Below are 12,481 nucleotides of genomic sequence, written 5' to 3'. Positions count from 1 at the left end.
CAGATCCGGGGGCGGCCGGTCCCGGTGATGACACCCGGGACCGGCCGCCCTTCGTTGGAACTACTGCTTGACGAACACAGTGCTGGCGTTGATCGTGCCGGTCACCGAGTTGTAGGTGACGCCGCCGAGACCGGTGCCGTAGATGTTGAAGTACTTGTCGAACAGGAACGGCACCTGGGCGGTGTCGTGCTGCAGCGAGTACTCCGAGAGGGTCCGCCACTCATCGGCCTGCTTGGTCAGGTCGGTGATGGCCTTGATGCGGTCGATCTCGGTGTTGATGTGGTCGTCGTTCAGGAAGGAGTAGTTGTTCGTTCCGTCCTGCAGGTTGCGGCCGTCCATGGTCGGCGGGACCACGGTCGACGCGTTCGGCCAGTCCGCGCCCCAGCCGGTGCGGTAGATGTCGTACTGGTTGTTGACCTTGCCGACGACCGTGTAGTACGAGGTCGGGTCGATCGCCTTGCGGACGACCTTGAAGCCGGCCTTCTCCAGGTTGTTGGCGATGGTCAGCGAGATCTTCTGCCAGCGCGGCGTGTTGGCGTACGGGAAGACCAGCGTCGGGTGCTCGTTGCCGGCCTCCTTCAGCAGCGCCTTGGCCTTCTCCGGGTCACCGGCGGGCTTGGCCTTCTTGCCGAACGGGTCGAAGTCCTTCCAGCCCGCGATGGTCGGGCTCAGCAGCGTGGTGCCGAGGTCGCCCTGGGCCGCGCCACCGAAGACCTGCTGGACCTGCGACATCGGGAACGCGTAGGCGATGGCCTGGCGCACCTTCGGGTCGGTGATCCGCTTGGTGTTGATGTCGAGGGTCTCGACGTACGGCTGGTACTCGTTGACCGTGCGCGACTTGTACTGCGCGTCGCTGGTCAGCGCCGCCATCTGCGTCGGGTCGGCGACACCGGACAGGTCGATGGCGTACTTGTCGTCACCGGAGCCGGCCATGATGCGCTGGGTCAGACCCGGCTGGGCGATGCCCAGCGAGAAGTTCCACGAGTCCGGGTACGCGTTGCGGATCGGGTCGGTGGCCGGGTCCCAGTTGGTGTTGCGGACGAACACCAGGGACTTGCCCGGCTTGTAGGACGCGATCTTGTACGGGCCCGAGGAGACCGGGTGGTTGTTGTACGCGGCCTTGTCGTCCTTGGCCTTCGGCACCGGGGCGGTGACCGGCATGGCCATCGCGTACGGGGCGTCGGCGTGGGCGTCCTTGAAGTGGAAGACGACGGTCTTGTCGTCCGGGGTGTCAAGGATGTTGGCCGGGATCTCCTGGCCGGAGTACGGGCCCTTGTACAGCTTGCGGTAGTCGGGGCCGTACAGCCAGCTCTGGATGTACTGCGGGCCCTGCGTCTCGAAGTCGGCGAAGAGCCGCTCGATGCTGTACTTGATGTCCTTGGACGTGATCGGCGTGCCGTCCTCGAACTTCAGGCCGCTCTTCAGCGTGTACGTCCAGGTCTTGCCGCCGTCCGACATCTTGCCGGTGTCGGTCGCGAGGTCGCCGACCAGGACGGTCTTCTTCGTCGTCGGGTCGATCTTGTACGCGGTCAGAGTACGCGCGTAGAGGAGCGAGACCGACAGCTGGTCGCTGACGTACTGCTGGGCCGGGTCCAGGTAGTCGAAGCCCGCCTGGTCCAGGTCGTGCACGGTGCCGCCCTTGACGGCGCCCGGAACGGCCTTCGCCGGGCCGGTGGAGTCGGCCGCCGTGCCGAGGCCGTAGTTCGGGACGGGAGCCTTGGTGGGCTTCGACGAGGCGCCGCCCTTGCCACCCGTGTCGTCGCCACCGCCGCTGCTGCACGCGGCTGTCAGCGACAGCGCCGCGACGGCCACAGCCGCCGCGCCCAAGCGCACTCTACTGTTTCTCATGAAATCCTGCCTGTCACTGGACTGGACTGAACTGCCACCGATGCCGACGACCCGTTTTCCCCCCACAGATGCGGGACGGTGCGACGACCTGGACGACTTGCTTGCGCCGGCCGCGCCGATCGAGCCGTACCGGTGTGCACCGGGGCGGCCCGAACCGCGTGGCTAGCGGAGGGTCTTCGGGTCGAGAGCGTCCCGAACCGAGTCCCCGAGCAGGTTGAAGGCGACCACGAAGATCACCATCGCGATACCCGGGAAGAACATGAAGGTGATGTCGCTCTGGTAGTTGTTCGCGCCGGTCTGGAACATCAGACCCCAGTCGGGGGTCGGGTCCAGGATGCCGACGCCGAGGAAGGACAGGCCCGCCTCCGCCGTCACGAACACCGGGAGCAGCAACGTCGCCTGGACGAGAATGGTGCTCCAGAGATTGGGCAGCAGCTCCTTGGAGATGATCCGCCAGGAGGACGCGCCGCTGATCCGGGCCGCCTCGACGAACTCGCGCTCACGCAGGCTCAGCACCTGGGCGCGGACCAGGCGGCCGATGCTCATCCAGCCGAGGATGAACTGCACGCTGATCAGCACGAACGGGCGGACCCACCAGCTTTCCTGCTCACCGGGGTTGACCAGGAGCGAGATCGCCACGGGGGAGAAGGCGATGAAGAACAGCTGCTGGGGGAAGGCCAGCATGAAGTCCGAGAGCCGGCCCATGAAGTAGTCGGTCTTGCCGCTCAGGTAGCCCTGGGTGAGACCGAAGAGGACGCCGGTGGCGACCGAGATCACCGTCACCGCGAGCGCGATCAGCAGTGACGTGCGGATGCCGTAGACGAGCAGCGCGAGGACATCGCGGCCGAGCGCGGGCTCGACGCCGAACCAGTGGTCGCTGCTGATGCCGCCGTTGGGCTTGATCGGGATGCCGCTGCTGTTGAGCAGGCCGTCGTCCTGGCCGTACAGGTCGTACGCGTTCTTGCCGTAGAGCTTGACGATCAGGGGGGCGGCGGCGGCCACCAGGATGAAGAAGCCGACGACGAACGCGCATATGACGCCGACGCGGTCGCGCTTGAAGCGTAGCCACGCCAGCTGGCGCGGCGTTCGGCCGGCCAACTCCGGGGTGCCCTTGTTGCCCGGGGTACCGGGTTCGCCCTCGGGCTCGAGGGTGAGGTCGCCGGCGTCTGCGGCGGCCTGGCTTGGACTGGTCATTGGTTACATCCCCCGGGACCGAGAGCGTGCGTTGCGACGCTCGTGCGCGTCGCGGGTTGAGCGGACTTTCGCAATGGAATCAACCTTCAGTCAAGGGGGGAAGGAGGGAAGAAAGCTTGTTGTTTGGCATCTTGAGCGAAGATTTTGCAGATCGTCCTCCGTACGTGCTTGACAGTGATCCAAAACATCGGGCATATCGGATATATCCGGGCCAAGCGCGTTAACATCAGCGCAACTTAACCGTCGCAGCTCCGATATACGGACGTAGCAGTCTGAACAACGTACGGCCGTGCGGGTGCCGTAGGCCGGTCGGGGCTCCGAAGGGGCTCCGGCCGGCCGCTCCACAACTCCCCGAAGTCTCCTTCCGGTTGGTGAACCGACTGTTCCTACCCCGAGTGGCGCGGGTATATCTGAGGGAACACTGGGCCGCCGGGGGAGAAGGCCATGCAGCAGGGTATGCAGCCGCAGTTTCCGTACGGACAGCGGCCCGCCTTCGGGCCGGGCCCGGCGGCGCCGCGCGCACTCGCGCGGGGGGCACGGATCGCGGGCGCGCTGATCTGCGGCGTTCTGCTCGCCGTCGAGATCGCCTGGGCGGTCAGGGACATCAGGGACGTCGGATTCCACGACGTGCTCCGGTCCTGGCTCGGGCTCGACCTGCCCGGACGGGAGCACTCACTTCTGGCCACCGGCACGATCGACGCGCTGCTGATCGTGATCCTCGCGGGCGCGCTGACCCGGGCCCGGCGACCGGGCGCGGGCTGGGCGTTCGTGGCCGCCGGGGTCTTCGCGTCCGGATACCGGTTGCCGGGTCTGTGGATCTTCCAGTCCGACTGGACCGACGGCGCCCCGCTGCACAGCCGGGCCCTGGCCACCGCGGTGGCCTTCACGCTGGGCGGGATCGCACTGGTGGTGATCGGCCTGGCGGGGCGGCGCCCCGTCGACCCGGGCGCGGCGCCGGTGCCCTCGCGCCGGGGAGCGGCGGTCGCCGCCGGGGTGCTGCTGGTGCTGATCGCCGTCCAGGAGATCGGCTGGGAGATCTTCTACGTCCAGAAGTACACGACGGACAACGGCTTCCCCGGGCACCTGTACGAGCACCTGCTCACCGGCGAGACCACGATCTCCTCGCTGCTCGCCGCGCCTTCCGCCTACGCCGGCTGGCTCGGCGCGCTGATCGCGCTGGCGGCGGCGGTCGCGGCCTTCGCGAAGTCACCGGCGGCCCGGCCGCTCGGTCTGGCCTTCGCCCTCAGTGAGGTCGTCCTGGCGATCGTCGGCCTGGATGTCTGGCACACCGAGAAGATCCTCTTCAAGTTCGACCACCTGCCGACGTACCTCAAGGCCCAGCAGATCTTCCTGGTGGTCGAGCTGCTGCTGGGGATCGTCATCCTGGTGCTGCTCGCGGTGCCGGGGGGAGAAGCGGCGCCGCGGCCGGTGGCCGCCGGCTGGGGGCCGCCGCGGCAGGGGTTCGGCGCGCCGCCCGCGCCCGGCGGCTGGGGGACGCCGCCTCAGTCGCCGCCGCTGTCCCCTTATACACAGTCGCCACCGGCGCCCCCGATGTCACAGGCTCCCCGGCTGCCCCAACAGCCACCGGCCGGCGGCGGGTTCGGCCCGCCCCCGCCGCTCCCGCCCGACTTCCCGCCGGGCGACCGGCCCGGCGGAAGCTGATCCGGGAGGCCGGCCGGGCGCCCGGCGCGAGCCGAACCCGCCGGGCGCCGAAGGTCACGTCATGCCGAGGGCTTCAACGAGGGCTTCATACCGAGGGACCGCTTGAGGAAGTCCACCTGGAGCAGCAGCAGATTCTCCGCGACCTGCTCCTGCGGCGTCATGTGCGTGATCCCCGACAGCGGCAGCACCTCGTGCGGGCGGCCCGCCGCCAGCAGCGCGGTCGACAGCCGCAGGCTGTTGGCGACCAGCACATTGTCGTCCGCGAGACCGTGTACGATCATCAACGGCCGTGCGGGCTCGGCGAGTTCGGTGATCCCGTCGAGGGTGACCACCGAATTCGCGTCGTACACCCCGGGCTGCTCGTCCGGGTGACCGAGATAGCGCTCGGTGTAATGCGTGTCGTAGAGCCGCTGGTCGGTGAGCGGCGCGCCCGCGACACCGGCGTGGAAGACATCGGGCCGGCGCAGCACCGCCGCCGCGGCCAGTGTCCCGCCGAAGGACCAGCCGCGGATCGCGACCCGCCCCAGGTCCAGCGGGAAGGACTCCGCCAGCGCGTGCAGCGCCGCGATCTGGTCGTTCAGCGACACCTCGATCAGCTTGTTGACCATGGCCTTCTCCCAGGCCGGTGAGCGCCCGGGGGTGCCGCGGCCGTCCGCGACGACCACCGCGAAGCCCTGGTCGGCGAACCACTGCGACACCGCGTGCGCGTTGTGCGCCGCGACCACGCGCTGGCCGTGCGGGCCGCCGTACGGGTCGAGCAGCACCGGCAGCGGGCCGTCGCCCTCGCGGTAGCCGGCCGGCAGCAGCACCGCGGCCGGGATGCGGTCCTCGCCCGCCTCGGTGAAGACCGGCCGGGCGGTCAGCGACGGCGTCTCGGCGTACGAGGCGATCTCCGCGACCTGCTTGCCGTCCCGCAGCACCCGGAAGGTCCGCTCCGGGCCGCCCGGCACGGCGGACGTCAGCACCGTCACCGCACCCGAGCGCGTCGCCGAGTGCACACCCGGCCCGGACGAGACCCGCTCCGTACCGTGCTCGCCCACCCGGTACACATGCAGCTCGCCGATCTCCGGTTCCGCCGCAGCCGCGCCCGCCGACGCCCACACCAGGACGTCCTCGGCGCCCGCGTCCAGCACCGCGCGGACGTGCAACTCCGGTCCGGTCAGCGCCCGGTCGCCGACCACCAGCACCCGGGCGCCGCCCTCGTCGGCGATCCGCACCAGCGTGCCCGCCGGGGTCCGCGCCGGGACGCCGGGGAAGAGATCAAGCCAAATTCGATCTTCTTCCGCGTGCAGCAGCCGCGTCGCGCCGGTCGCGGTGTCCACCGTCAGATACAGCTGTTCGCGCTGGTCGCGGGCCTGCACCAGGAGGATCGGCGCACCGGCCGCCGACCAGTGCACCGCCGCCAGGTACGGGTAGCGCGCGCGGTCCCACTCCACGTCCACCCGGGAGCCGTCCAGGCCCAGCAGCGCCAGCGTCACCTCGGCGTTGTCCGTGCCCGCGGCCGGGTAGGCCACCTCGGCCGGCGGGCGGTTCGGGTGCGCCGGGTCGGCGATCCACCAGCGGCCGACCGGCGACTCGTCCACCCGCGCCGCCAGCACCGCCGAGCTGTCCGGCGCCCACCAGAAGCCGCGGCTGCGCGACATCTCCTCGGCCGCGATGAACTCCGCGAGCCCCCAGAACACCTGCTCGCCGTCCGGCTCGGCCAGCGCCCTGTCCTGACCGCCGTCGGCCGCCACGACCCGCAGCGCGCCGCCCGAGGCGTACGCCACCCACCGGCCGTCCGGCGAGGGCCGCGGGTCGACCACGGGACCCGGCACCGCCAACTCCCGCGCGCCCTGCGCCCCCGGCAGCAGCCCGGCGGTGAACAGCCGCCCGGACAGCGCGAAGGCGGCGACCGACACCGCGTCGTCCACCGCGTAACCGACCACGCCCGCCGAGCCCTCCCGGCTGCGCTCCCTGCGGGCCCGCTCGGCCGCCGACAGCTCCTCCTCGCCGCCGCCCAGCAGCACCGCCGGATCGGCCGCCGCGAACTCCCCGCCCGCGCCCGCGCCTTCGCTCGGGCCCTGCGACGCACCGAGGTCCAGCACCCACAGCAGGTGCGACGGGTCGTCGCCGGCGCGCGACCGCAGGAACACCACCCGCCCGCCGTCCGGCGCCACGGTGAAGGACCGCGGGGCGCCGAGCGTGAACCGCTGCGTACGTGCGTGCTGCCGGGGGAATGAGAGCTGCGTCATATCCGTGACACTAGGCGGTGGGTACGACACTCGCCGCTGATATACGCGACCGGCCGCCCCCGTACCGCCTCACCTGCGCCGGAGCACCACCGCGGGCCCGGCGCCCGGTGGCCGGATCTGGTCATGCGCCCCCGCGTGCTTCCGTGCCCCGACATATGCGGTGGCACGGAAAGTTATGATCAGTAGCCGTGGGTGGGTAATAAGCATGTGGCAACTGACATGACCCTGCGTACCGGGAGGTGAGTCACCGTGGCGCTCTCGATTTCAGCGGTGCTGCTGCTGCTGATCATCGTCGTCTTACTGATCCGCCGGTCCGGGCTCAAGGCCGGGCACGCCATCGCCTGTACCTTGCTGGGTTTCTACCTGGCGAGTTCGTCATGGGCGCCGCAGATCACGGATCTCACCAACAACGTGGCGGGGATGATCTCGGACATCAAGTTCTGAGGGTTCCGGGCCGCCGGACCGGGGTGGTGTCGTGACTCCCGCCCCGGACGGAGGGGGTCCCGCGGAGCCGTAGGCTTCCCCTCATGACCGATCTTCCCGCGCGGCGGCTGCTGCTCGTCCATGCCCATCCGGACGACGAGACGATCAACAACGGCGCGACCATGGCCAAGTACGCGGCCGAGGGCGCCCTTGTCACCCTGGTCACCTGCACCCTCGGCGAGGAGGGCGAGGTGATTCCGGGGGAGCTGGCGCACCTGGCCGCCGACCGCGACGACACCCTCGGCGAGCACCGCATCGGCGAACTCGACGCGGCCATGGCCGAGCTGGGCGTCACCGACCACCGCTTCCTCGGCGGCCCCGGCCGCTACCGCGACTCCGGGATGATGGGCGTCGTCCAGAACGACCACCCCGACTGCTTCTGGCAGGCCGACGTGGACGAGGCCGCGGGACACCTGGCCGAGGTCATCCTCGACACCCGCCCGCAGGCGCTCGTCACGTACGACAGCAACGGCGGCTACGGTCACCCCGACCACATCCAGGCCCACCGCGTCGCGCTGCGCGGCTACGAACTCGCCGCCGACCAGGGCCACCGGATCGCCCGGGTCTACGAGATCTGCACCCCGCGCTCCGTCGTCGAGGCGGGCTTCGCGCGGCTGGCGGAGGCGGGCAAGGAGTTCCCGTTCGGGGGAATCGCGTCCGTGGACGACGTGCCGGGCGTCGTCGACGACGACCTCGTGACCGTCTCCGTCGACGGCTCCGGCTTCGCGGACCGCAAGACGGCGGCGATGCGCGCGCACGCCACGCAGATCGCCGTGGACGGCCCCTTCTTCGCGCTCTCCAACGACCTCGGGCAGCCGTTTTTCGCCATCGAGCACTACCGGCAGGTGCGCGGCGAGGCCGTGACCGCGGGCCGCGGCGGCGACCTCTTCCCGGCGGACATCGACGGCACCGACGGCACTGACGGCGCCGAGGGCGGTGCGCGGTGAGCAAGCAGGCGCGGATCGTGTCGTACGTGCTGCTCGGGGTGCTCGGCGCGCTGGTCGCCGGCGCCGGGGCGCTGGTGCAGGCTGGCTGGTTCCCCGGCGGCCTGCTGCTCGGCCTCGCGGGCTGCGTGGCCGTCTTCTACGGCGGGGTGAAGCTCACCGGCACCCGGGTCGGCGCGATCGCGCCTGCCGCGGTGTGGGTGGTGTGCGTCATGCTGCTCAGCTCCACCCGTCCGGAAGGTGACTTCCTGTTCGCGGCCGGACTCGGACCGTACGTGTACCTGCTCGGCGGCGCGATGGCCGGCGTGATCTGCGCCACCTTGCCCCAACTGCCCCCATCAGGGGCGAATAGCGCCTGACTTGGCGGGCGGGGGCGCGCTCGTGGTTGGCTGAGACCGAGCGCTCCGCCCGACCGGAACCGTCGGTATCCGCCGGTCGGTATGGTGGTGCGCGCCGGCGAGCCGCCCGCGGGGATCCGTGACGGGTGGCGAAGCTAACCGGGAGAGCCTGCTTTGAGTCGTGAAACTGACAGTTCGTCGTCCGGGCCGCAGGGCCGCGGGGGTGCCGCGTACCCTTCCGGCACTCCGCCGTACGGAAGCCGCCCGTTTCCCTCGCTGCACCCGCAGGAGCGCACGCGTCCGGGCGAGCCCGCCGCGCCCGAGGAGCCCGCGGCTCCCGAGCCGCCGGCCGCCGACGAGCCGAGGACCGAGACGACGCTGACGACGCGGATCCGGATCAACATCCCGGGCTCGCGCCCGATTCCGCCGGTCGTCGTCCGCACGCCGGTCGACGAGAGCGCGCCGGCGCCTGAGGCACCGGCCGCCGAGCCCGCGCCCGCCGCTCCCGAGCCGCCGGCCGCGCAGGCCGCCGCCGAGCCGGAGCCGGAGAAGACCAGCGACTGGTTCGCGCCGCGCAAGCCGCCCGCCGCCGGCGGGGGTTCCGCCGGTTCCGCGCCGTCGTCCCCGCCGCCGCCCGCGCCCGGTCCCGGTGCGGGCGGTACGGGTCAGGCGCCGTATCTGCCGCCGCCGGTCGGCACCCCGCCCGACGGTACGCGCGGCCCGCACGACACCCCGGCCGCCGGCTTCGCGTCGCCTTTCGCGACCGACCCGCAGACGGAACCGCCGTTCGGCATCGACGCGTTCCCGCCCGGAGTGCCCCGGCCGTCCGGCGACTACCCGGGCCAGGGCCCCGAGGGCCCCGACGATCCCTTCCCCGGCTACCAGCCGCCCGCCGGCCCCACCACGGGCCCGGTCACCGGCTCGATGCAGGTCCCTCCGGCGACCGATCAGCGTGCTTCCGCTTTCCGACCGGAGGACACCAGCGGCGGTTTCCCCGCCCCTGCCCCCGCCCCCGGCCGCGAGGACACCGGCGCCTTCCGCCCCCCGAACGGCCCGAACGGCCTCGGCCCCGAGGACACCAGCGGCGGCTTCCCGGCGCCGGGTCAGCCGGGTCGTGAGGACACGGGTGGTTTCCGGCAGCCGATGGCTCCGCCGCCCGGTCAGGGGCTGGGCCCCGAGGACACCAGTGGTGGTTTCCCGGTGCCGGGTCAGCCGGGTCAGCCCGGTCCGGGTCTCGGGCACGAGGACACCGGTGGTTTCCGGCAGCCCGGTCAACCCGGGCAGCCGGGGCGTGAGGACACCGGCGGTTTCCGGGTGCCCATGGGGCAGAACGGGCTCGGGCCCGAGGACACCAGCGGGGGCTTCCGGGGGCCGGCCGCGCCGGACGCGGGGCTGTCCGGCGACACCCTGGTGAGCGGCATCCCCGCCGTGCAGGGGCCGGGTCCCGCGGCCAGGTCGCCGCGGGCGCCGGAGCCGAAGGGGCCCGGGGCCCCCATGGGTCCGGGAGGACCGGCCGCCCCCGCGCCCGTACGGCCCGAACCCGCCGAGCCGCGCGCGGCGCAACCCGCGCGGCCGGCCGCGAAGAAGAAGGGCCGCTCCAAGGTGGCGCTGGTCGGCGTCGCGGTCGGCACCGTCGTGGTGCTCGCGTACGGCGCGGGCCTGCTGATGGACCACGGCGACGTGCCCAAGGGCACCACCGTGCTGGGCGTCGACATCGGCAACCAGAGCAAGGGCAACGCCGTCAAGATGCTGGACGACGCGCTCGGCAACCGTACGACCGCGCCGCTCAACCTCACCATCGGCGACCGCAAGCAGACGCTCAAGCCGTCCGTGGCGGGCCTGTCCGTCGACACCGACGCGACGGTGCGTGGCGTCGCGCACTCCGACTACAACCCGGTCTCCGTCATCGGCTCCCTCTTCGGCGGCAGCCGTGACGCCGACCCGGTCATCGTCGTGGACGAGGACAAGCTGAAGGTCGCCCTCAAGTCCCTTGCCGGGAAGACGGGTTCGGGCAGCGACGGCATGGTCCGCTTCGACAACGGCAAGGCCGTCGCCGTACCGGGCAAGCCGGGCCAGTCCTTCGACGTGGACGCCGCCGCGGCCAAGGTCGCCGCCGCCTACCGCACCCGCGCCGAGACCGGCGCCGACCCGGCCATCGCGCTGCCGGTCACCACGGCCCCGCCGAGGGTCACCCAGGCCGAACTCGACGCCGCGGTCAACGGATTCGGCAAGCACGCCATGTCCGGCCTGGTCACCGTCCGCGGCGGCGGCCGGTTCATCAGCTTCGGCCCCACCAAGTCGATACCGAAATTCCTGACGATGGTCCCGGACGGGAACGGCAAGCTCCAGCCGCACATCGACCTCGACGTCCTCAAGGGCCTGTACGGGCACACCTTCGACAACGCGCTGATCAAGCGGAAGGACGGCACCACGACCGCCGCCACCCCGCAGGACATCGCCAACGCGCTGATCCCGGCGCTGGACGCGACCGGTGCCAAGCGCGACGTGACGCTCCCGACGTCCTCCTGACGACCCGTCAGGTCCGTCAGGGTCCGGTCGTCCGGGAGCCGGGCGGTCAAGGGGGCGTCGGCCGGGTGCCGGTGGACGACGCCGTACGGTCCGCGCCCATCGGGACCGTCGCCGTCAGCCGGAAACCGCCGTCGCCCGCGCGCTCGGTGCGCAGGGTGCCGCCGGCCAGGATCAGCCGCTCGGTCAGACCCGTCAGGCCGTTGCCGGGGGAGTGGCCGGCCGCCGGGCCGCGGCCGTCGTCGGAGACGGTCAGCGCGGCGCCCTCGCCGTCCGGCGTGGCGCCCAGCGCGATGACACAGGTGACCGCGCCGCTGTGCCGCACCACATTGGTCACCGCCTCGCGCAGCGCCCAGGCGAGCGCACCCTCGCCGTCCGGGGTCAGCCCCGGCAGCCGTTCCGGCTGGTGGATCCGGGCCGCGATCCCGGCGGAGGCCAACGCCGAGCGCGCGGAGGCCAGTTCGGCGTCGAGCCGGGGCCTGCGGTAGCCGCTGACCGCCTCGCGGACGTCGACCAGCGCTTGCCGGCTGACGTTCTCGATGTCGGCGACCTGCTGCGCCGCGTCCTGCGGCCGGTCCGGCAGCATCCGCCCGGCCAGTTCGCTCTTCAGGGTGATCAACGACAGCGAGTGCCCCAGCAGATCGTGCAGGTCGCGGGCGAGCCGCAGCCGTTCCTCGGTCGCCGCCAGATGCGCCACCGTCTCCCGCGCCTCGCGCAACTCCCGCATCGTACGGACCAGTTGCCTGACCCCGACCATCGCGAAGCCGCCCAGCAGGGCCGGGATCACCAGCGCCGGGTACAGGTCGCCGCTGCTGTCCACCCAGGCGCCGACCCCGGCGAGTGCCGCCGTGACCGCGGGAATCGCGAACCGCGACTGTGTACCCGGCAGCGCCGCACCGCAGGCGACCGCCACGTACACGAACATCACCAGCCAGTCCTTGCCGAGCGTCGCCGACAGCGTGAACGTCAGCACGGTCTGCGCGGCCAGCACCCCGTACACCCAGCTCTGCGGCATGTAGGGGGTGTTGGTGCGCAGGAAGACGACGGCGAGGTAGGAGACGACGAAGGCGAGCAGGCCGCAGCCGGCCAGTGTCGTGACGAGCGCGTTGTGGTGGCCGCTCGCCAAGTCGCTGACGGGGGAGCCGAGATAGAGCAGCCAGATGCCGATCCACATCAGCTTGACCAGCATCTGGCCGCGGGTCTCCGGGGCGCGGCCCATCGAGGTGGTGTCCGAATCCTCCACCTCCTGCCG

Annotated in this window: 9 protein-coding genes; 5 read left to right on the top strand and 4 right to left on the bottom strand. The window is 71.7% G+C overall.

The features are described from left to right. Window positions 1-60 precede the first annotated feature (60 nt). Window positions 61-1,848: an ABC transporter substrate-binding protein gene (locus tag BM076_RS31440; RefSeq protein ID WP_093717144.1), complete on the bottom strand. Its 1,788-nt coding sequence runs from the start codon at window positions 1,846-1,848 to the stop codon at window positions 61-63. Window positions 1,849-2,010: 162 nt separating this feature from the next. Continuing rightward, window positions 2,011-3,042, bottom strand: a complete 1,032-nt coding sequence (locus BM076_RS31435) for an ABC transporter permease (protein ID WP_093717143.1) — start codon at window positions 3,040-3,042, stop codon at window positions 2,011-2,013. Between the two features lie 444 nt (window positions 3,043-3,486). On the opposite strand from BM076_RS31435, the gene BM076_RS31430 reads away from it, so the two are divergent. Next, window positions 3,487-4,704 carry a proline-rich domain-containing protein gene (locus BM076_RS31430; protein ID WP_093717142.1) on the top strand — a complete coding sequence of 406 codons (1,218 nt, stop codon included), beginning with the start codon at window positions 3,487-3,489 and terminating at the stop codon, window positions 4,702-4,704. A 59-nt stretch (window positions 4,705-4,763) separates the two neighbouring features. Here the strand turns inward: BM076_RS31430 and BM076_RS31425 are convergent, their stop codons facing one another. Next, window positions 4,764-6,938 carry a S9 family peptidase gene (locus BM076_RS31425; RefSeq protein ID WP_093717141.1) on the bottom strand — a complete coding sequence of 725 codons (2,175 nt, stop codon included), beginning with the start codon at window positions 6,936-6,938 and terminating at the stop codon, window positions 4,764-4,766. A gap of 249 nt (window positions 6,939-7,187) precedes the next feature. Between BM076_RS31425 and BM076_RS31420 the strand changes: the two genes are divergently transcribed. The 4 genes from BM076_RS31420 to BM076_RS31400 all read left to right on the top strand — a co-directional run bounded on the left by BM076_RS31420 (window position 7,188) and on the right by BM076_RS31400 (window position 11,232). After that, window positions 7,188-7,382: a DUF2304 family protein gene (locus tag BM076_RS31420; RefSeq protein WP_093717140.1), complete on the top strand. Its 195-nt coding sequence runs from the start codon at window positions 7,188-7,190 to the stop codon at window positions 7,380-7,382. Window positions 7,383-7,465: 83 nt separating this feature from the next. Then, window positions 7,466-8,368 (top strand): N-acetyl-1-D-myo-inositol-2-amino-2-deoxy-alpha-D-glucopyranoside deacetylase, encoded by a 903-nt coding sequence (gene mshB / locus BM076_RS31415; protein WP_093717139.1) that lies wholly within the window; start codon window positions 7,466-7,468, stop codon window positions 8,366-8,368. Further along, window positions 8,365-8,724 (top strand): DUF6113 family protein, encoded by a 360-nt coding sequence (locus BM076_RS31410; RefSeq protein ID WP_093717138.1) that lies wholly within the window; start codon window positions 8,365-8,367, stop codon window positions 8,722-8,724. Before mshB ends, BM076_RS31410 begins: the two co-directional genes overlap by 4 nt. A 153-nt stretch (window positions 8,725-8,877) precedes the next feature. After that, on the top strand, window positions 8,878-11,232 hold the full coding sequence (locus BM076_RS31400; RefSeq protein ID WP_177246697.1) for a hypothetical protein: 2,355 nt from the start codon (window positions 8,878-8,880) through the stop codon (window positions 11,230-11,232). 46 nt (window positions 11,233-11,278) lie between these two features. Here BM076_RS31400 and BM076_RS31395 read toward each other — a convergent pair whose 3' ends face one another. Further along, the gene (locus tag BM076_RS31395; protein ID WP_093717179.1) at window positions 11,279-12,448 is read right to left on the bottom strand and encodes a sensor histidine kinase; all 1,170 of its coding nucleotides are present in this window, start codon (window positions 12,446-12,448) and stop codon (window positions 11,279-11,281) included. Window positions 12,449-12,481 lie beyond the last annotated feature (33 nt).

Source organism: Actinacidiphila alni, from assembly GCF_900112845.1.
GTDB classification, from domain to species: Bacteria; Actinomycetota; Actinomycetes; order Streptomycetales; family Streptomycetaceae; genus Actinacidiphila; species Actinacidiphila alni.
Note: the sequence above shows the minus strand (reverse complement) of the source record. Positions and strands in the feature narration are given on the sequence as shown.